General features: G+C 64.4%; 19 protein-coding genes. 18 read left to right on the top strand and 1 reads right to left on the bottom strand.

Annotated features, from left to right (window positions below):
* Positions 1-36: 36 nt before the first annotated feature.
* The 5 genes from HBA54_RS04625 to HBA54_RS04645 all read left to right on the top strand — a co-directional run bounded on the left by HBA54_RS04625 (position 37) and on the right by HBA54_RS04645 (position 6,256).
* Positions 37-807, top strand: coding sequence for an amino acid ABC transporter ATP-binding protein (locus tag HBA54_RS04625; RefSeq protein ID WP_167221878.1), 771 nt, complete (start codon positions 37-39; stop codon positions 805-807).
* Between the two features lie 258 nt (positions 808-1,065).
* Positions 1,066-2,664 carry an ABC transporter substrate-binding protein gene (locus HBA54_RS04630; RefSeq protein WP_167221880.1) on the top strand — a complete coding sequence of 533 codons (1,599 nt, stop codon included), beginning with the start codon at positions 1,066-1,068 and terminating at the stop codon, positions 2,662-2,664.
* Positions 2,665-2,803: 139 nt separating this feature from the next.
* On the top strand, positions 2,804-3,790 hold the full coding sequence (locus HBA54_RS04635) for an ABC transporter permease (protein WP_167221882.1): 987 nt from the start codon (positions 2,804-2,806) through the stop codon (positions 3,788-3,790).
* Position 3,791: 1 nt separating this feature from the next.
* Positions 3,792-4,625: an ABC transporter permease gene (locus tag HBA54_RS04640; protein WP_205944418.1), complete on the top strand. Its 834-nt coding sequence runs from the start codon at positions 3,792-3,794 to the stop codon at positions 4,623-4,625.
* Positions 4,622-6,256, top strand: coding sequence for an ABC transporter ATP-binding protein (locus HBA54_RS04645; protein WP_167221884.1), 1,635 nt, complete (start codon positions 4,622-4,624; stop codon positions 6,254-6,256). Before HBA54_RS04640 ends, HBA54_RS04645 begins: the two co-directional genes overlap by 4 nt.
* Positions 6,257-6,301: 45 nt before the next feature.
* Here HBA54_RS04645 and HBA54_RS04650 read toward each other — a convergent pair whose 3' ends face one another.
* Entirely contained in the window at positions 6,302-6,742 is a 441-nt protein-coding gene (locus HBA54_RS04650) for an Lrp/AsnC family transcriptional regulator (RefSeq protein WP_167221886.1), read from the bottom strand.
* 273 nt (positions 6,743-7,015) lie between these two features.
* Between HBA54_RS04650 and HBA54_RS04655 the strand changes: the two genes are divergently transcribed.
* From HBA54_RS04655 to HBA54_RS04715, 13 genes are read left to right on the top strand one after another with little or no spacing between them, the layout of a single operon-like run.
* The gene (locus HBA54_RS04655) at positions 7,016-8,575 is read left to right on the top strand and encodes an ABC transporter substrate-binding protein (RefSeq protein ID WP_167221888.1); all 1,560 of its coding nucleotides are present in this window, start codon (positions 7,016-7,018) and stop codon (positions 8,573-8,575) included.
* A gap of 51 nt (positions 8,576-8,626) precedes the next feature.
* On the top strand, positions 8,627-9,565 hold the full coding sequence (locus tag HBA54_RS04660) for an ABC transporter permease (protein ID WP_167221890.1): 939 nt from the start codon (positions 8,627-8,629) through the stop codon (positions 9,563-9,565).
* 3 nt (positions 9,566-9,568) lie between these two features.
* Complete coding sequence (locus HBA54_RS04665) at positions 9,569-10,438, top strand: ABC transporter permease (protein ID WP_167221892.1); 870 nt, start codon at positions 9,569-9,571, stop codon at positions 10,436-10,438.
* On the top strand, positions 10,435-11,454 hold the full coding sequence (locus HBA54_RS04670; protein ID WP_167221894.1) for an ABC transporter ATP-binding protein: 1,020 nt from the start codon (positions 10,435-10,437) through the stop codon (positions 11,452-11,454). The genes HBA54_RS04665 and HBA54_RS04670 overlap by 4 nt, the downstream gene beginning before the upstream one ends.
* The gene (locus tag HBA54_RS04675) at positions 11,451-12,419 is read left to right on the top strand and encodes an ABC transporter ATP-binding protein (protein WP_167221896.1); all 969 of its coding nucleotides are present in this window, start codon (positions 11,451-11,453) and stop codon (positions 12,417-12,419) included. Before HBA54_RS04670 ends, HBA54_RS04675 begins: the two co-directional genes overlap by 4 nt.
* A gap of 16 nt (positions 12,420-12,435) precedes the next feature.
* A complete protein-coding gene (locus HBA54_RS04680) occupies positions 12,436-13,536 on the top strand; it encodes an alpha/beta hydrolase family protein (protein WP_167221898.1) in 1,101 nt (366 codons plus the stop codon).
* Between the two features lie 14 nt (positions 13,537-13,550).
* Positions 13,551-14,321, top strand: a complete 771-nt coding sequence (locus HBA54_RS04685) for a creatininase family protein (protein ID WP_167221900.1) — start codon at positions 13,551-13,553, stop codon at positions 14,319-14,321.
* Positions 14,318-15,856, top strand: coding sequence for an FAD-dependent oxidoreductase (locus tag HBA54_RS04690; RefSeq protein ID WP_167221902.1), 1,539 nt, complete (start codon positions 14,318-14,320; stop codon positions 15,854-15,856). The genes HBA54_RS04685 and HBA54_RS04690 overlap by 4 nt, the downstream gene beginning before the upstream one ends.
* Positions 15,847-17,430, top strand: coding sequence for a class I adenylate-forming enzyme family protein (locus HBA54_RS04695; protein WP_167221905.1), 1,584 nt, complete (start codon positions 15,847-15,849; stop codon positions 17,428-17,430). Before HBA54_RS04690 ends, HBA54_RS04695 begins: the two co-directional genes overlap by 10 nt.
* A gap of 1 nt (position 17,431) precedes the next feature.
* On the top strand, positions 17,432-18,307 hold the full coding sequence (locus HBA54_RS04700) for a VOC family protein (protein ID WP_167221907.1): 876 nt from the start codon (positions 17,432-17,434) through the stop codon (positions 18,305-18,307).
* Positions 18,304-19,281 carry a zinc-binding dehydrogenase gene (locus HBA54_RS04705; protein ID WP_167221910.1) on the top strand — a complete coding sequence of 326 codons (978 nt, stop codon included), beginning with the start codon at positions 18,304-18,306 and terminating at the stop codon, positions 19,279-19,281. The genes HBA54_RS04700 and HBA54_RS04705 overlap by 4 nt, the downstream gene beginning before the upstream one ends.
* Positions 19,278-19,694, top strand: a complete 417-nt coding sequence (locus HBA54_RS04710) for a PaaI family thioesterase (RefSeq protein ID WP_167221912.1) — start codon at positions 19,278-19,280, stop codon at positions 19,692-19,694. The genes HBA54_RS04705 and HBA54_RS04710 overlap by 4 nt, the downstream gene beginning before the upstream one ends.
* Before the next feature lie 56 nt (positions 19,695-19,750).
* Positions 19,751-20,827, top strand: a complete 1,077-nt coding sequence (locus HBA54_RS04715) for a threonine aldolase family protein (RefSeq protein WP_167221914.1) — start codon at positions 19,751-19,753, stop codon at positions 20,825-20,827.
* Positions 20,828-20,833 lie beyond the last annotated feature (6 nt).

Raw genomic sequence — 20,833 nt, forward strand, 5'->3', positions numbered from 1 at the left:
GCATCCGGCAAAACACTGGACTTGGAGGATCAGCGCTTGACCGAAGGATTGCCGCCAGCGGACCAAAACCTGGCGGTCGAAGCCAGCGGCCTGTGCAAGTGGTTCAAAAAGTTCCAGGCGCTCAGGGATGTCGACCTTCAGGTGCGCCGTGGCGAGAGGATCGTTATCTGCGGGCCCTCCGGGTCCGGAAAGTCGACCTTGATCCGCTGCCTGAACGGTCTGGAAACCTGCCAACAAGGACAGATCCGCGTGAACGGCCGGGCGCTGGCGCCCGGGAAGAACAACCTGGAGATTCGCCGCAGCATCGGCATGGTCTTTCAGAGTTTCAACCTGTTCCCCCACCTCAGCGTGCTGCAGAACTGCACTCTGGCACAGGTGCGCGCCCAAAAGCGCAGCAAGGAAGAAGCGGTCGAGATCGCCCGGCACTACCTCGCGCGGGTGAAAATCATCGACCAGGCCGGCAAGTTTCCAAGCCAGCTTTCCGGCGGTCAGCAGCAGCGGGCGGCAATCGCCCGGGCGCTCTGTATGAAACCCGGCACCATGCTTTTCGACGAGCCGACATCCGCGCTCGACCCGGAGATGATCAAGGAAGTCCTCGATGTCATGGTCTCGCTCGCCGAGGACGGCATGACGATGATCTGCGTAACCCACGAAATGGGCTTCGCGCGCAAGGTCGCGGACCGGATCATCTTCATGGATGAAGGCAGGATCGTCGAAGAGGCGCCCCCTGAGATTTTCTTCTCGTCACCGCAAACCCGGCGCGCGCAGCTGTTCCTCGACCAGATCCTCAGTTCGGACGTTCACTAGATCGGATCATCTTCCAGGCGCGCCCAGGACCGCTCATCCCCAGATCGACCCGGCGCCCGGGCTTTCTCCAGTTTTCCGGCTCTCAGGGAAAGCGGCAAGAGGGGTGCGGCAAGGGCGTCGGCCATCGCGGCGGGCGCCTGTCATCCGCCGCAGAACAAGTTACTTGTGAGCAGAAGAGTTCTGGGGCACGCTTTGCAACAATAAAGGAATGGGACTGGAGGAGTTCCCGCAGGGTATCGGGCAGAAAACAGGGAGATAATGATGCGAATTTCAAAGTGGATCGGCCAGGCCGTCGTGGTGGCCGGTGTTCTGGTTGGCGGTTTTTCTGCCGCTGCCCAGCAATCCGGTGGCACGTTTGTGTACATCGTTCAGCCCGAGCCGCCGTCGCTCGCATCCTATTTGTCTACATCCGGCCCCATCGGCCTTGTGGCGCCGAAGATCTACGACGGACTTTTCGAGTATGACAATGATCTGAACATCGTGCCCGCCCTCGCTGAAAGCTACGCGATAAGCGCTGACGGCAAGACCATCACCTTCAACCTTCGCCAGGGCGTCACCTGGCATGACGGCGCGCCCTTCACCTCTGCCGACGTGCAGTTCAGCGTGATGGAGATCCTGAAGAAGGTGCATCCGCGCGGCCCCAACTCCTTCCGCGAAGTGGTGTCGATCGACACGCCGGATGCCCATACCGCGATCTTCAATCTTGAGAATCCCGCGCCCTATATGCTCCGCGCCCTCTCAGGCTATGAGAGCCCCATGGTGCCGAAGCACCTGCTGGAAGGGCAGGATCCGCGCAGCGCCGACCTCGCCAACAAGCCGGTCGGCACCGGCGCTTACAAGTTCGTCGAGTGGAAGAAGGGCCAGTATGTCCGTCTCGACAAAAACGAGAACTACTGGAAGCCGGGCCTGCCCTATCTCGACCGCCTCGTCGGGCGCTTCATCCCCGACGCCTCCACCCGCACCGCGGCCATGGAGAATGGCGAGGTGATGTACGGGGCTTACGGTGCGATTCCCAATATCGATGCCGTGCGGCTCAGGGATATGGATGGCATTTCCGTCACCACGGACGGCTATTCGATGATCAACCCGATGTCGCTGATCGAGTTCGACACGACCAAGGCGCCTTTCGACAACCCGGCAATCCGCAAGGCGGTTTCGCTGGCGTTGGACCGGAAGTTTCTGATCGAGAACATCTGGTTCGGCTACGGCAAGCCCGCGACCAGCGCACTGTCGACCAACTTCTCCGCGACCGGGCTCTATGCGAAAGGCCTGCCGAACTATCCCGCCAATGCCGATGTCGCCGCGGCCAAGGCGTTGCTGGACGAAGCCGGCCTCAAACCCGATGCCGACGGTATCAGGGCCAAGGCGGTGCTCGACCTGATCCCCTATGGCGAAGACTGGCGCCGGGCCGGGGAATACATGAAGCAGGCTCTCGGTGACGTCGGGATCGAACTCGAGCTGCGCTACGAGGACGTGCCGACCTGGCTGAAGCGGGTCTATGCCGACTACGACTTCGCGATGAACGTGAACTATTTTTACCAGCTGCCGGACCCGGTGCTGGGCGTTCACCGCCACTACGGCACCGACCAGATCCGCCAGGGCACGCATTTCGTCAACTCCTCGCGCTATTCCAACCCCAAGCTCGACAGTCTGCTGGCCGCCGGCGCGATGGAGGCCGACGCAGGCAAGCGCGGCGAGATCTACGGCGATATCCAGAAGATCCTCGCCGAGGATATGCCGGTCGTGAACCTCTTCGAGATGCAGTTCCTGACGGTCTATAGCGACAAACTGAAGGATCACGCGACCTCGGCGCTGGGCGCTTACGGCCCCTTCGACCGCGCCTGGCTCGAACAGTAGCCTTCGACGATGGCGCCGGCGGTCCGCCGCCGGCGCCTCCCCGGGCCTGATCGTTTTGTTTTGAGCCGGAAACGGCGCGCGAATCAGGCTCTCTCTCTGTAAATTAGAGAGCGACCGCTCTCTAGTGGCGTGGAGCCCCATGGACCACTTCACCAGACGCATACGCTACGTCCTCAAGCGGCTTTTGCAGGCGGTCCCGATCGTCCTCGCGATCATTGTCATGAACTTCTTCCTCCTCCAGCTCGCCGAAGGCGATGCCGTCGATGTGCTGGCCGGCGAAGCAGGCTCGGCCACGCCCGAGTACATGGCCGAACTCAGGGCCAAATTCGGCCTCGACCAACCGCTCCCCGTGCAGCTCGTGCTCTACCTGAAAAATATCGCCAGCTTCGATCTGGGTTATTCCTTCCGCCATGAGATGCCGGTGCTGGATCTGGTGCTGGACCGTTTTTTCGCCACCGTCCTCTTGATGGTCTCCACCATTCTGCTCGCCGTCGGTTTCGGCGTGCTGCTCGGCCTCCTGGCCGCAACGGGCCTCAACACCTGGCGCGATACGGCGATCTCGATCTTTGCACTGATCACCTATGCGACGCCGCTGTTCTGGGTCGGGCTGATGCTGATCGTGGTTTTCTCGCTCACCCTCGGCTGGTTCCCGACCTCCGGCATGGAGAACATCGCCGCCTTCCACGAGGGCTGGGACCGGGTCGTCGATATCGCGCACCACCTGGTGCTGCCGACGATCACGCTGTCGCTGTTTTACCTCGCGCTCTACACCCGGCTGATGCGCGCCTCGATGCTGGAACAGGCGGGACAGGATTACGTCACCACCGCCCGGGCCAAGGGCCTGACGGAGCGGCGGATCATGTTCGTCCACGTCCTGCGCAACGCCCTTCTGCCGGTTGTGACCATGGCCGGCGTACAGGTCGGCGCCCTGATCGGCGGCTCGGTCATTGTCGAGAGTGTCTTTGCCTGGCCCGGCCTCGGCATGCTGGCCTTCGAAGCGCTCTTCGCCCGCGACCTCAACCTGCTGCTCGGCATCTTCCTGCTCTCGGCGCTGCTGGTGGTGGCGGTCAACCTGGTGGTCGATATCATCTACTCGACCCTCGATCCACGGATCGAGGTTTCCTGAGATGTTGGCGTTCTGGAAACTCTATCGCCGCAATCTCTCCGCCGTTCTCGGCCTTGCCATCCTGCTGCTGGTGTTCGCCGTCGCCGCGACAGCACACCTTTTCTTTCCCGACGATCCCTTCCGTCTGGCCGGCAAGTCCATGTCGCCGCCGGGCGCGGCAGGCTTCCTGCTGGGTTCCGACAGCCTGGGGCGCGACATCGCGGCGGGAATCGCCCATGGGGCCAAGACATCGCTGCTGATCGGTCTCCTGGCCACCTTCGTCGCCGTCGTCACCGGCGTTCTCATGGGCGCGCTGGCGGGCTACTACGGCGGCTGGGTCGACGACCTGCTGATGCGCACGACGGAGATGTTCCAGACCATCCCGTCTTTCGTCTTCGCCATCCTTCTGGTCGCGATCATGAAACCTTCGATCGAAAGCATCGTGATCGCTATCGCCGTCGTCTCCTGGCCCGCCGTCGCGCGGCTGGTGCGCGGCGAGTTTCTCTCACTCAAGAACCGCGAGTTCGTCCAGGCCTGCCACACCCTGGGCATGGGCGACTTCAGGATCATGCTGGGCGAGATCCTGCCGAACTGTCTGAGCCCGATCATCGTGATCGGCTCGCTCATGGTCGCTACCGCCATCCTGATCGAAAGCGGCCTTGCCTTTCTCGGTCTCGGCGATCCGAACATCATGAGTTGGGGATTTCAGATCGGCGCCGGGCGCACGCTGCTGCGCTCCGCCTGGTGGGTCTGTACCTTTCCCGGCATCGCGATCCTCATCACCGTGCTGGCGATCAACCTGGTCGGCGAGGGCCTGAACGACGCGCTGAACCCGCGCCTGAGGGAGCGCACATGAACGCGCTGCTCGACATCCGCGACCTTCATATCGCGCTGCCCGAGGGATCGCAGCGCCCCTATGCGGTGGAGGCGGCGGACCTCCAACTCGCCCCGAACGAGATCCTCTGCGTGGTGGGCGAGAGCGGATCGGGCAAGTCGCTGACCGCGCGCGCGCTCATGGGTCTGCTCCCCAAACCCCACGTCAGGGTCGCAAAGGGCGCCATCGACTTTCTGGGTGAGGACCTGACCGCCGTATCCGACGCGCGGCTGCGCCAGATCCGCGGTTCAGAGATTTCGATGATCTTTCAGGAGCCGATGACCGCCCTGAACCCGGTGATGACCATCGGCCGCCAGATCGACGAAGTCTTCCGCTTCCACGCCAAAATGCCGGGGCGCGAGCGCCGCGACCGCGCACTCGCCCTGCTCGCCGACGTTCACTTGCCGAACCCGGCGCAGATTGTCCGCGCCTACCCGCATGAGCTCTCCGGCGGCCAGCGCCAGCGCGCGATGATCGCCATGGCGCTCGCCCTCGACCCCAAGATCCTGATCGCCGATGAGCCGACAACCGCGCTCGACGTCACGACCCAGGCCCAGATCCTGAAACTGATCAAGGAAATGCAGGCGGCGCACAACACCGGGGTGCTCTTCATCACCCATGACTTCGGCGTCGTCGCCGATATCGCCGACCGGGTCGCCGTGATGCAGAACGGCCTGGTGGTGGAGACGGGACCGGCGGCCGAGGTGCTGAACGCACCGCAACACGCCTACACAAAATCCCTGATGGCCGCGGTCCCGAGCCTGACGCCGCGCCCCGCCCGCCCGCGCTCGGAGGAACGGGTGCTGGAGGTCAAAGGCCTCACCAAGACCTACCGCGGTGGCGGCGGTTTCTTCGGCCTCGGGGCGCCCGCGCGCATCGTAAAAGCGGCGGCGGACGTGACCCTGGATCTCAGGCGCGGCGAAACCCTGGGGATCGTCGGCGAAAGCGGCTCCGGCAAGTCCACCGTCGCGCGCTGCATCGTCAGGCTGAACGACGCGGACAGCGGCGAGATCCTGCTCGACGGCGTCGACCTTCGGCCCCTGGCGCGCGCGGCCATGCGGCCCCACCGGGCGAAGATCCAGATGGTGTTTCAGGACCCCTATGCCTCCCTCAACCCCCGCACCCGCGTCGGCAGGATTATCGCCCAGGGCCCGATGATCCAGGGCATGGATGCCGCCGAGGCAGAGGCAAAGGCGCGTGAGCTTCTGGGTATCGTCGGCCTGGACGAGCGCGCCTATGACCGCTTCCCGCATGAATTTTCCGGCGGCCAGCGCCAGCGCATCGGTGTTGCCCGCGCGCTGGCACTCGAACCTGAAGTGCTGGTGGCGGACGAACCGGTTTCGGCCCTCGACGTCTCGATCCAGGACCAGATCCTGAAACTGCTCGATGAGATCCGGGAGCGGATGAACCTCTCCATGGTGTTCATCACCCACGACCTGAGGGTCGCGGCCCAGGTCTGCGACCGGCTTGCGGTGATGCGCTACGGTAAGGTGGTCGAGGAAGGTCCGACCGCCGCCGTCTTCGCCGACCCGCAGGACGACTACACCAAGGCGCTGCTGGACGCGGTGCCCGGCAAGTCCTGGCTACCGGGCGCGACCGTGGCGGCCCAGTAGGGCCGGACGCCGTACCGGTGACGCAACTATCGCGTCAAACCGGCCTTATCGGTGATCGAACTCGGTCACCAGGACGATGGATGAGGTGGTGCGCTCGACGCCGCGCATGTCGCCGAACTCCTGCAAGACCTGATGCAGCCGCACCGCGGTCTCGGCGCCGACAACGACAACCAGATCGAAGGCGCCGCTGACCGAATAGCAGGCCTCGGCCTCGGGATAGCGGCGCAGCTCCTTCACCACCTCCGGCGTATACTTCGGGTCCATCGTGAAGCGCACGATGGCCTGCAGGCGGCTGCCGGCGATCTCCTCACCCAAACGTATGGTATAGCCGGCGATCACCCCTTCGCGCTCCAGACGCGAAATGCGTTCCTGAATGGCGGAGCGGGAAAGATCGAGCTTGCGGGCCAGCGATGCCGTCGGCTCGCGTGCGTTCGCTTTCAGCAGAGCCAGCAGCTCGCGGTCGGTTCGGTCATGGCGACGTTTCATCAATGGTTCCCCCCCAAATCAACGGGCAAGCCCGCATCTTTCGGCGTTTCGCCGGGTTGTCTCCCGGCAAACTGTCCAGATAGTCTTCCATAAGATCATTTCTTACACCGGATCAACAGATTTAACCGGTGAACTGCCAAGAAGCCCGTCGATAAGACGGTTTCCGGTGCGAAAATCACGCACGGCCAGGGATCGGTGATGATTTCACTGCCCTGGCGTACCTGATGGCTTCCGTAAAAAACGGCGCCGCCAGGTGAACAGGGGAGTTGAGCAATGAGGGTTTACACGGTCCCAACGATTATCGGTGCGGCCTCACTGGCCTTGGCGACGATGATATCGAGCCCGGGCAGCGCCGCCGAACTCAGAACCAACATCAACGCCGATCCGTCCATGGTCGATCCGATCACTTATTCGGAGCTGATCTCGGGCGACATCCTGATGAATATCTATGAGGGTTTCGTCGGCCTGGACAAGGACGGCAATGTCGTGCCGGCCCTGGCCACCGGCTGGAAGGCCCATGACGACAACCTCGGCTTCCGCTTCGAGCTGCGCAAAGGTGTCAAGTTTCACAGTGGACGAGACTTCACCGCGAAAGACGTCAAATACACTTTCGAGCAACTGCTCATTCCGGGCAACAAGGGCGGATTGAACTCCGAGTATCTTGACGGCATCGTCGGTGCCGATGCCGTCAAGGAGGGCAAGACGACGACGCTTGAAGGGGTGAAGGCCGTAGACGAACACACGCTGGATGTGCGCTTCACCAGCCCGGACGTTCTGTTCCCGATCTATCCGTTCTTCTTCATGGACAGCGGCATCGTGGCGGAACATGGCGCCGATTGGGCGACCAAGGCCTCCGCCGGAACCGGGCCTTTCAAATTCGTCGCCTGGAAGCGCGGACAGGAAGTCCAGCTCGCCGCCCATAAGGACTACTGGGACGGCAGCCCCAAAACCGAAGGCGTCCGTTTTCTTGTCGTACCGAGCGGCGACACAGCGGTTTCGATGTATGAAGCAGGCGAGCTCGATCTCGTCTATGCCGATCAGGGCACGATACGCCGCATCCTGAAAGACGATCAGTTCGAGGGGCAGCGGATCACCGCACCGGCGGCGCAGATCCGCTACCTGGGCATGAACCAGACCCAGTACGAACCCTTCAAGGACATCCGTGTCCGCCAGGCGGTGTGCATTGCCTTTGACCGGGATGCCATGGCCAAGGGGCTTTACGGCGGCGCCGCCTTCCCGCTCTACGGCCAGGTCACCCCGGGTGTAGCGGGATACAATCCCGACCTGAAGCCGATTCCCTACGACCCGGATACGGCGAAGAAACTGTTGGCCGAGGCCGGCTATCCGGGCGGCAAGGGTCTGCCCCCCATCAAGGTCACCAGCACCGAGCCCAACAAGAACGACATCGCCTACTTCGCCAGCCAGCTCAAGGACGTTCTGGGCATGCCGGTCGAGGTGGAGGTCGTCGAGCGCGGCAGCCACATCAAGAAAATGAATGCCGGCGAAGTGGCGTTCTTCCCCTGGGGCTGGTCGGCCGGCTATCCGGACGCCCTCTACTTCCTCAGCCAGGTCTGGTATGGCCCGAGCAAGTACAATCGCTCGCGCTGGCAGAACGACGATTTCGACAAGCTGATCGAGGAGTCGCAGAAGACCGCGGATGAAAAGTCCCGCTACGCGCTCTACAACAAGGCCGAGCAGATCCTGCTGGACGATTGGGGTACCTGCCCGACGACCGTGCGCATGCAGGTCGCCTTGAAGAAGCCGTATGTATCCGGGGTGAATCTGATCCCCTTCCGCTTCCTGCCTTTTAATGAGGTTGCCGTAAACCGGTAACTTCCAGACGATAGGGGTTCTGCTGCTCGACAAGGAGGTCCGGGGGAAACCATGGTCGGCTATGCCATGCGACGCATACTTGGCCTGGTGGCGGTGTGGTTCATCGCCGTCCTCCTGACCTTCATTGCCGTGCAGTTCGTGCCCGGCGACCCGATCCTGGCGCTGCTCAGCGACCGCTCCGGCGATCCGGTCCTCGAAGCGCGTCTGCGTGCCGAGTACGGGCTCGACAGGGCCCTCTGGGTCCAGTTTCTCGACTACCTCGGGAACATCGCCAACGGAACCTTCGGTCTCTCGTTCCGCTTCGCCGGCACGCCGGTGATCGACGTCATCGCCGGGGGCCTGACCATCAGTCCGGTCCTCGCCTTGGTATCCATCGCTATCGCCGTGCCGCTTGGCGTCAGCCTCGGCGTCTTCGTGGCGATCCGCCAGAACACCTGGGCCGATACGCTGGTCATCCTGATCCTGGTCGCCGGTATCTCGGTGCCGAACTTCGCGATGGCTGCTTTCCTCGTCTATCTGTTTTCCATCAAGCTGGGCCTGGTACCGGTTGCGGGCTGGGGCGGCGCCGACCAGCTAATCCTGCCGGTGACCATTCTGGTCATCCCGCCGACCGCCTATATCGCCCGGCTGACCCGTACCTACATGCTGGAGGTGCTGCAGCAGGACTACATCCGCACCGCGCGAGCCAAGGGGGTGCGCGAGCGCCTGGTGATCTACCGCCATGCGCTGCGCAACACGCTGGTGCCCTTGCTGACGACCATCGGCATCATCTTCGGCGGGCTGCTCTCCGGCACCTTCGTGGTGGAGACCATCTTCAACATTCCCGGCCTCGGCCGCATGGCGATTGAGTCGATCTTCGCCCGCGACTATCCGGTCACGATGTCGATCGTGCTGCTGTTCACGGTCTTTTATTCGCTCATCAATCTGATCATCGACCTGCTCTATGCCGCCCTGGACCCGCGCATCCGCCTTGACGCGGGGGAAAGCTGAGCCATGGCCGGAGAGAGCGCAAGCGGACCGGAGAGACCTCAGTCCGAATTCATCATCCGCTTCCGCCGCAACCGCAACGCCATGATCGGCTCGATCATCGTCGCCCTTGTCGTCGCGGCGGCCCTGCTGGCGCCCTGGATCGTTCCCTATGATGTCGAGAAGGTAAACATGCTGACGGTCTGGGAACCGCCCGGCGAGGATTTCTGGTTCGGCGCCGACGCCCTGGGGCGCGACGTCTTCAGCCGGGTGATCGTCGGTGCGCGGGTATCCCTCCTGGTTGCCGTTTCGGTATTGGCGATCACCCTGACGGTAGGAACCATACTGGGCATGTGCGCCGCCTACTTCGGCGGCTGGGTCGATACGGTGATCATGCGCACTGTCGATATCATCTTCGCCTTTCCCGAGCTTATCTTTGCCATCCTGATCGCGGCAATGCTGGGGCCCGGCAAGCTCACCGTCATTATCGCGCTATCGATCGTATGGTGGCCCGGCATCGCCCGGCTGACACGGTCCCTCGTGCTTTCATTGAAGTCGGAGCTGTTCGTCGAAGCGGCGATCGCTTCGGGAACGCCGGTGCACAGGATCATGCGGCGTCACTTTCTGCCCAACATCATCGCCCCGCTGATCGTTCGCGCGTCGATCGGCGTAGGCTTCATCATCATGGCGGAGGCAACCTTGAGCTTCCTGGGCATCGGCGTTCAGGAACCCGAGCCGACCTGGGGCGGCATGATCCGCGACGGCCTCTCGCAATTGCGCACCGACCCGCACCTGGCCCTCTACGCCAGCCTGGCGCTGGGGATCACCATGGTCGGTTTCAATCTGCTCGGCGACGGCCTGCGCGATATCCTCGATCCGCGCGTGCGTGACCGATGACCGCCCGGGGACAAACCAACCTGCTGACGGTCGAGGGGGTCTCGGTCTCCTTCGACGGCCTGCATGGACCGGTGCAGGTTCTGGACGACATCAACTTCACCATCGGATCGGGCGAAATCGTCGGCATCGTGGGCGAAAGCGGCTCCGGCAAGTCCGTCACCTCCCTGGCGGTCATGGGTCTTCTGGGGGCCCAGGGGAAGATCGACAGCGGCCGCATCGTGCTGGACGGCGCCGACCTTACGGCGCTCACCCACAAGGAGATGCGGGGTGTGCGCGGCCGCGATGTCGCCATGATCTTCCAGGAGCCGAGCACCAGCCTGAACCCGGTTCTTCCGGTCGGCTTCCAGATCGCCGAGGTCCTGACCGAGCATTTCGATACAAGCGCGGCCGAAGCGCGCAAAAAAGCCATCGCACTCATGGACCGCGTCGGCATTCCGGCGGCCGGATCGCGGGCGGATGACTATCCCCACCAACTCTCCGGCGGCATGAAGCAGCGCATCATGATCGCCATGGCGCTGGCCTGCCGCTCGAAGCTTCTGATCGCCGACGAGCCGACCACCGCGCTGGACGTCACCATCCAGGCCCAGATTCTCAGCCTGATCTCGGACCTGCGCAACGACTACGGCATGGCGGTTCTGCTGATCACCCACGACATGGGCGTCATTGCGGAAATGGCCGACCGGGTCATCGTCATGTACGCCGGGCAGGTCGTCGAGCAGTCGCCGGCCGACAGCCTGTTCCAGCATCCCCTGCATCCCTATACCCGCCTGCTGCTGCGGTCGATTCCCTCGGCACGCAGCAAGCAGGCCGTATTGCCGATGATCGAAGGGACGACCCCGCCGCCGACCGATCTGCCGGGCGGCTGCCGCTTCCATCCCCGCTGCCCGATCGCGGCAGACCTCTGCCGCGACGGCACCCCGTCTCTTCAGACGGTCGGGTCGAATCATGCCGCCCGCTGCAAACGCCTGGATGAGGACTACAGCCTGCTCGATGCCGGCCTGGGGGTCGCGTTATGACCGTGGCTCCGATCCTCAAGCTTCAGGGCGTGACGAAGGACTTCACCGTCACATCCAGCGCCTTCGGCAAGGTGCTTTCCTCGCTGCGCGCGGTAAACGATGTGACCCTTGAAGTGATGCCGGGCGAGACCCTCGGCATCGTCGGAGAGAGTGGTTGCGGAAAAACGACCCTGGGCCGCCTCATCCTGCGCCTGACCCAGGCCACAGAGGGGCGTATCGAATTCCAGGGCCGCGACATCACCCGGCTGCCGCCGGGCCAGATGCGCGACCTGCGCCGCGAAATCCAGATTGTTTTTCAGGACCCCTACTCCTCCCTCAATCCGCGCATGAAGGTGCGCGACATCATTGCCGAGCCGCTTGAGAACTTTGGCGCCGGCCGAAGGGAGATACAGGCCCGCGTCGATGAAGTCATGGACATCGTGAAGCTGCCGATCGCTTATGCCGACCGCTACCCCCATGCCTTCAGCGGCGGTCAGCGCCAGCGCATCGGCATCGCCCGGGCGCTTGCGCTGAAACCCAAGCTCATCGTCTGCGACGAAGCGGTCTCGGCCTTGGATGTGTCGGTGCAGGCCCAGATCCTCAACCTGCTGAGCGACATCCAACGCCAGACCAATGTCACCCTGGTATTCATCTCCCACAATCTCGGCGTCATCCGCTTCCTCAGTCACCGCGTGGCGGTGATGTACCTCGGGCGCATCGTGGAACTCGCCCCGGAGGCAGCGCTCTTCGATGCTCCGCAGCATCCCTATACCCGCGCCCTGATCTCAGCCATTCCCGAGCCCGATGTCAGCAGACGCGGCCAACGGCAGGTACTGGAAGGGGATATTCCCAGCCCAATCGATCCGCCGCCCGGTTGCCCGTTTCATCTGCGCTGCCCCAAAGCACAGGAACAATGCCGCAATGCGGCCCCGAAACTTCAAGGCATAGCGCCGCGCCACAGCGTTGCCTGCCATTTCCCCGGTTAGAAGGGACCTTTCGCCAATGATCTTCGAACGCACGAGCTATCACCCCAAACCGGGCCGCTTTGAAGACGTCCTGGGCACCCGGCGCAAAGCCAACTCCGTCCGGGAGGAGCTGGGCCTGAAAACCGGCGAGATCTTTGTCGAGTGCCCGCACAACGATGACGGAAACCAGGTAGACGGCAGGATCGTCCACTGGGAATGCCGCTTCGAGAGCGAGGCGGAACAGGCAAGCGACCTGGCGCGCCGCGATGACAGCCCCCGCTTCAGCGAAGTCCGTGCGGAAATGCAGACCCTGATCGCGAACTTCAACCGCGCCATCGTCAGGCAGGCGGAACAACGGGAATCGGTTCTGCGCAGTCTGTCGCTGGACGGTGTTCCTATTGTCCCGGCCGAGACGGCCTTCAGAAGCAGCGACCTGGATCTCAAGGGATACCTCTACACACCGCCGGGGGCCGGCCCCTTCCCCTGCCTGATCACCAATCACGGCAGCAGCATCCATCAAGGCACTTCCGATGTCTGCCGGCCGGGCACCGCGGCGGTGCTGATGAGTTGGGGGATCGCTTCTTTCCTGCCGCATCGGCGCGGCTACGGCAATTCGCCGGGAATACCGTGGCGCGATGACGTCCACGCCGACTACGGCACGGAGGTCTATGACGCCCAACTTGCCAAGCGCCTCTCGGACGAGAGCGACGACGTGATTGCGGCACTGGAGCATGTCGAAGGCCTGCCGGAAATCGACAGCCGGCACATCGGCGTGATGGGCAGCTCTTTCGGCGGCACGGTGACGCTACTGGCGGCGGCCCGCTGCGCCCGTTTCCGCTGCGCCGTGGAGTTCGCCGGTGCGGCGATAAACTGGGAGAAAGCCCCCGGCCTGCGCGAGACCATGCTTGCAGCCGCCACCAAGCTGACCCAGCCGATCTACTTCCTGCAGGCCGCGAACGACTACAGCACCCGCCCCACCGTGGAACTCGCCGCCTCGCTCAAGGGAACCGACAAGGTGGTCGAACACCGGGTCTATCCCGCTTTCGGCCTGACCAACGACGAGGGGCATTTTCTCTACGGTCAGGGTGCGGCGATCTGGGGGCCGGACGTGCGCCGATTTCTCGACCGCTGGCTTTGATGAAGGGAACGACCGTGAAAGGTGTATGGCTGGAAGACCTGACCTGGCCCGAGGCCAAAGAATGGTTCGACCGCGGCGCTGTCGTGGTGCTGCCGATCGGCGCCGCATCGAAGGAGCACGGCCACCATCTGCCGCTCTGCACCGACTATCTTCTGGCCCGCGCCATGGCAGAGCGCCTGGCGGCGGTGCTGCCGGTGGTCGTCGCGCCGATCCTGCCTTTCGGATACTACCCGGCGTTCCGGCACTACCCCGGCAGCCAGCATCTCTCGCCGGAGACATTCTCGGCCTTGCTGAAAGACCTGCTGGGCGGGTTCATCGATCAGGGGGTTCGCAACCTCGCCGTCCTCAATACCGGGGTCTCCACCGAACCGTTGGTGAACGTTCAATTGCGTGAGCTCTATGAAACCACCGGCGTGCGCATCGCCGGGGCCCATATCAGCAACCTCGGCCGCGCCGCCGACGTCCTCTTCGAGCAGAAGTTGGGCGGCCACGGCGACGAACACGAAACCGCCATGATCATGGCCATAGACCCGGCGCGGCTGCGCGCGGAAAAGGCCGTGCCGGATTACGGCAACATGATCGAGGCACCGAAAACCGTCTTCTACCTTCCCGCCGTCTTCAGCGGGGAAGCCGGCGCGGGAATCGACTTCAGCCAGACCGGCGTGCGCGGCGACCCGACGCTCGCCACCAGGGAAAAAGGCGAAGAGGCGCTGGACGCCATCACCGCCGATCTGGTGGACGGTCTGCGCGCCCTCTTTCCCGACGCGGTTTCGATATCGTCATGACCGATGCGATCGCTCAGAGCTATGATGTGATCGTTGTCGGCTATGGCTATGCCGGCGCGGTTGCGGCGCTCGCCGCCGCCGATGCCGGCGCCGAGGTCCTGCTGTTGGAAAAAGCATCGAGCCCCGGCGGCATCTCCATCTGCTCCGCCGGGGGGTTGAGAATCGCCAGCGATGCGAAGCTGGCCTTCGCCTACCTGCAGTCCACCTGCGGCGGCAAAACCCCGGACAGCGTCCTGCGGGCCTTTGCCGAGGGTATGACCAGCCTGGCGGACCGATTGCACAATCTCGCCAGAATCAACGGGGCGGCGGTCGAGGAACGTTCCTCCCCCGGCAACTATCCGCTCCCCGGTGCCGAAACCTTCGGCTTCGCCTATGTCGAGGCGATCCCCGGCTTCGATCCCGGCGACAGCTACCCTCATGTCCGCGGCGCACCCCAGGGGGCGATGCTGTTCAAGGTCCTTGAGGACAACGTCGCCGCGAAGGCGCAACAGATCACCGTGTCTCTGGGCAGTCCGGTCGGCCGCCTGACGCGCTCGAAGGGTACCGTCGACGGCGTGGTTCTGGCTGACGGTCAAGCGGTCCATGCCCGTTGCGGCGTCGTCCTGGCCTGCGGCGGCTTTGAAGGGTCGCCCGAACTGCAGTCGCAATACTGGCCGGGCGGGCCGGCGCTGAACGCCGCCTATAAACACAATACCGGTGACGGCATCCGCATGGCCCAGGCCGCCGGCGCGGCGCTCTGGCACATGTGGCACTACCACGGCTCCTACGGTTATCGCCTGCCCGATCCCGCTTATCCTTATGGCGTGCGGGTCAAGCGCCTGCCGGACTGGCAACCCGGCCCGGACGGCAGCACAGCGGAAGACCTGCCGCTCATGGCCTGGATCCTGCTGGATCAGGACGGCCGGCGATTCATGAACGAGTACGAACCCTACGTTCAGGATACCGGCGCGCGGCCCCTGGCGGCTTTCGATCCCGGCCGCCAGGGATTCCCGCGCAACCCCGCCTATCTGATCACCGATAACGCCGGGCGCAGCCTCTACCCGCTCGGCAAACCGACCCGCAACGATCCCGAGGTGCAGTACGACTGGAGCCCCGACAACCTGGACGAGGTCGTCAGCGGACTGTTCCGGCCGGCCCGCGACATCGCCTCTCTCGCGGCGCTGATCGGCGCTGAAAGGCAGCAGGTCGAAGGCGGCATCGCCCGCTGGAACGCGGCCTGCGACGCCGGCAGCGACCGCGACTTCGGCCGCCCGTCAAGCTCGCTTCATGCCCTCATCGAACCGCCTTTCTACGTCGCCGAAGTCCACCCCATAGTCTCGAACACCCAGGGCGGTCCGGAACACGACGCCCAGCAAAGGGTCGTCGATCCCTTCGGTCAGCCGATCACCGGCCTCTACGCGGCGGGTGAGTGCGGCAGCCTTTTCGGCCACCTCTACATGTCGGGCGGCAACCTGGCGGAATGCTTCATCGGCGGCGAGATCGCCGGGCGCAACGCCGCAACCTGCGGCCAGGGAGAAAATCGAAAATGGGCATAGGAAGTTTTGAGGCCGGCGACCCCCGCGCCAACAACCTCGGATACTGGTCGCATCTGGCGGCCCTGGACGGGCCTGAGCGGATCGCGATGATCGATCTTTCCGGTGCCGCCGAACGCCAGGTTCCTTACGCGGAGCTGGAGGCACGCCTCGACCGTTTCGCCGCCCTGATCACCGGGCTCGGCCTGCAGCCCGGCGACCGCTTGGCAATGTCCATCGGCAATCGCTTCGAGTTCGTCGAGATCATGTACGGGGCCATGCGCGTCGGGATCGTGCCGGTGCCCCTGAACACCAAGCTCGGCGCCGATACGCTGGACTACACCATCCGCGATGCCGGCTGCCGGGGCGCCGTGATCGACCCGGCCGTCAACAGCGTCATAGTGGCGGTGGTCGACAGCGCCGCGCTTCCGGTCCGGCTGGCCCTGGACAGCCCGCCCGAGGGTTGGGGCGCCTATGAGCCCGCCCTGATGAGCACGCCGGCCGAGTTCGCGCCCCCGGTCATCGCCGACGACCATCCCTCTTTCCAGCCCTACACATCGGGTTCGACGGGCCGGCCCAAGGGTGTCGTCCTGACCCACGCCGGCCAACTCTGGTGGATTGACTGCCTCAAGAAATACTGGCCCTACGATCCCGATGCCCGGGTGCTGGCCGCCGTGCCGCTCTATCACAAGAACGCCATGGCCGGGGCCATCAAGCCGAAGCTGAATGTCGGCGCGACGGTGGTCATTCTGCCCGACTTCGAACCCCGGCGTTTCCTGCAGACTCTGGCCGACTACCGCATCACCAAGACCGGCGCGGTGCCGTCGGTCTTCTCGGTCCTGCTTCAGCACCGCGACCTCATCGAGAGTCTCGACTTCTCCGCCCTGCAGTCCCTGTCGATCGGCTCTGCACCGGTCTCCGAGGAGTTGATGGAACAGATCCAGTCGGCCTTCGGCGTCGATGTCAGCGAGAGCTACGGCCTGACCGAAGGCGGGCCGGTCATGATCGGCCCGCCCCTCGACGGTCGCGCGGTTCCCTTTGGCAGTTGCGGCGTCGCCTGGCCCGAGGGCGAGGTGAAGCTGGTCGACAGCAATGGGGTCACCCAAGGCGGCTTCGGCGAGCTGTGGGTGCGCAATCCCGGCGTGACGCCGGGTTACCACAATCTGCCCGCCGTCAATGCCGAGCGGATCGTCGACGGCTGGCTGAAGACCGGCGACGTCTTTGCTTGCGACGGCGATGGCTTCTACTACTTCCGTGGCCGCACCGACGACATGTTCAAATCCTCCGGAGAGAGCATCTACCCCAAGGAGGTCGAGAACCTTCTGCTCAGCCATACCGCCGTCGTCGATGCCTGCGTGGTTCCCATCCGCCACAGCTTCAAGGGTCATGTCCCCGCGGCGATGGTGATGCTCGCCCGGGCCGAGGCCGCCGACGAAGCGGCCCTGAAGCAGTACTGCCTGGACAACGGTCCGGCCTATGCCCATCCGCGCCATGTCGTGATCGTCGAACAGATCCCCCTGAACGGTGCAGGCAAGAACGACCGCACCGTCGTTGAGCGCGACCTCGACGAACGCTTTGGCGCCAAGGAGACAGCGTGAAATGACCAGCGAGATGGACCTGGACCACGTCGCCGTCGTGGTCGGCGACCTCGACAGGGCGGAGCGGAACTACACCAGGCTCGGGTTTCAACTGACCCCGCGCAGCTCCCACAAGGGGCCGGTGGCGCCGGATGGTGAGATCGGCCCCTGGGGCAGCGGCAATCACTGCGCGATGTTCCGGCAGGGATATCTGGAACTGCTGGGGATTACCGACGCGGATCTCTACAAGGCCCATATCGACAGGCGCCTTGCGCGCTATGAGGGCCTGCATCTCATCGCCTTCGGCACCGACGACGCCGGCACGACGGCAGCGGCCCTGGGCGCCAAGGGCGTCCGGATCAGCGCCCCGGCACAGCTTGGCCGCGACGTCCCTTATGGCGAGGGAACGCGGCCCGGAAAATTCAGCATCGCCAACCTGGATGAGGCGCTCTATCCCGAGGCCGACTTCATCGTGATCGAGCAACAGACGCGCGGCGTGCTCTGGCAGCCGGCGCTTATGGAGCACCCCAACGGTGCCCTCTCGTTGGAATCCGTTACCCTTTGCTGCAGCGATCCGGATGATCTCGTTGCGCGCCTGACGCCCGCTCTCGGCGGCCCACGCAACGGGCGTTTCGATCTCACGCCCGGCGTTCTCGCGATCATATCGGCGAAGGATCTGGCGGACCGCCTGCCGGACTGCGCCCCGCCCGGCGCATTGCCCTGCGTCGTTGCCACGGCAATCGGGGTGCGCAGCCTCCGGCAGACCGAAGACTGGTTGGTGCAGAACGATGTGCCCCTGCTGTCCACGAACAACGGCTGCCTTCGCGTCGGGTCCGAGACCGGCTGCGGTGCGGTCATCGAATTCATCCAGTCCACCCTAGAGGAGTCCGGGCAATGAAGGCCGCGGTCATCGAAAAGCAAGGCGGCCTCGAAGGTCTGGTTTACCGGGACTGGCCGGACCCCGTTGCGGGGGCCGGGGAGCTGGTGGTGCGCGTCCACGCCTGCGGGCTCAATCACCTCGACATCTTCGTGCGCCGGGGCATGCCCGGCTTTCCGGTGCCGCTGCCCTTCATATCCGGGGGCGACATCGCCGGCGAGGTCGCGGAAATCGGCGACGGCGTCAGCGGGTTCGCCCTCGGCGACCGGGTTCTGATCAATCCCTCGACCCCCAAGGGCATGCTGGGCGAACAGCTGCCCGGGGGGATGGCGCAGAAAGTCGCCGTACCGGCGGACCATGCGATCATGATTCCCGACGCGGTGTCCTATCGCGAGGCGGCCTGCCTGCCGGTCGCCTATGGCACGGCGCAGCGCATGCTGGTCAGCCGCGGCAAGCTTCAGTCGGGCGAGACGATTCTCGTACTCGGTGCCAGCGGCGGCGTCGGCAACGCCTGCGTACAGATCGCCCGCAACCTCGGCGCCACGGTGATCGCCGCCGCCGGCGACGCCGACAAGCTGGAGCGCCTGCGCGAACTCGGCGCGGATCACCTGATCAACTACAAGGAACAGGACTTCAGCGCAGAGACCTGGCGGATCACCGGCAAGCGCGGCGTCGATGTCGCGGTCAATTTCACCGGCGGTGACAGCTGGGCGCCGTCGTTGCGCTGTCTACGCAAGAACGGGCGCCTGCTGACCTGCGGCGCCACGGCGGGTTTCGATCCAAAGACCGACATTCGCTACATATGGGTCCGCGAACTCAACATCCTCGGCTCCGACGGATGGTCGACAGAAGACATCCGGATCATGCTCGACGGCGTGCGCAGGGGCAGCATCAAGCCCGTTATCAGCAAGGTCCTGCCGCTCGAGCAGGCGCGCGAGGCGGAAGCCTTGATCGAAGACCGCAGCGTCTTCGGCAAGGTTATTCTTGAGCCATGACCGACTTGAGATCCCCGGAAGGGCTGCAGGCCGCGCTCGACCGCTCGCCGTTTCAGCACTTCCTCGGGATCGAGGTCGAACACCTGGACCTGGAGGCGCCGCGAATCGATTTCCGCCTACCCTTCCAGCCATCGCTGGCGCGCCAGGCCGGCGACGATCAGCTTCATGGCGGGGTACTCGCCTCCCTGATCGACATCGCCGGGGATTATGTTCTTGCCGTCCAGCTTGGCTACTTCGTTCCGACCATCGACCTGCGCACCGATTATCTGAGGCCGTCGCGCGGTACGGTCAGGGCCTCGGCGGAAATCGTCCGCTGCGGCCGCAGCGTCGGTGTCGCCGATGTCACGGTGTTCGACGGCGGCGACCGCAAGGTAGCGGTCGGCCGCTGCCTCTATGCTACACGGACGCCATGAGCAAAGCCTGACGCCCCTGGGTCTCGGCCAAACGTAAAGAGAGTGGATGACCTTCCATGTCAAAAGACACGCAGTTCCTGGTTTCCCTCGCCGATGACGGCGATATTCCCGCGCCGAAGGAGATGGCCGCACGCCTGCAACGGCTGACGCAGGAAACCGCCATCGAAGCCGACTACTACGGAAACGGCGGCGCCGTCACGGAACTGGAGGCAGAGGCCGCGCGCCTCCTGGGCAAGGAACGCGCCGTCATGTTTCCAACCGGTACCCTTGCCAATCTGATCGCCCTGCGCCTGCTTGCCGGACCGGACGGCGCGCGGGTCGTCGTGCATCGCCACAGCCACCTCTTCAACGACAGCGGCGACAACCTCTCCCTCCTCGGCGGCTTCACCATGGTTCCGCTTGAGGGCGAGGGCGCCGGCTTTTCGGCTGACGATGTGGCGGCCGAGCTCGACCGCACCGCCGACGCCCGTGTCGCAAGCCGCGTCGGCTGCATCGCCATGGAAAGCCCGAACCGCCGCCTCCTCGGTCAACGCTTTGCCCAGGCCGATATCAAGGCGATTACCGGGCTGGCCGGGAACCGCGGCATTCCTCTCTTTCTGGACGGCGCCCGCATGCTGATCGAATGCGCCTATAGCGGCCAACGGCCGGCTGACATGGCCGCGCCTTTCGATATCGTCTATCTCTCCCTCTACAAATACCTCGGCGCGCCTTTCGGCTGCGTTCTGGCGGGCTCCGCTGCGATGCTCGACGGCGTGTTTCATGACCGGCGGCGCTTCGGCGGCAGTCTCTATCAGATGTGGCCGGCGGCGCTGCTGGCCAAGGATGCCCTTGCCGGCTATGCCGAGCGGTGGCACCGGACACGCAGCGCCGCCGAGGCCGTTCTCGCACTTGTCGAAGATCAGGGCCCGGTCACCGTGGAACACATTCCCGACGGCACCAACATCGTGCGGCTGCGCCTGCCGGGTGCCGTACTGGACGGAGACAAAGTCAAAGCCGCCGGCCTTTCACAGGCACTTAAGCTGCCGCCGCCCAGCGCTGACTGTCTGCCTGTAAAGATCAACGAGACCTGGCTGAACGTGGAACCACAGGATCTCGCCGGGCGTTTGCTAAAGGCCCTGGGGCGGTGCGCCTAGAGCGTT

It is taken from the genome of Pelagibius litoralis (assembly GCF_011683915.1).
Lineage (GTDB): Bacteria > Pseudomonadota > Alphaproteobacteria > Kiloniellales > Kiloniellaceae > Pelagibius > Pelagibius litoralis.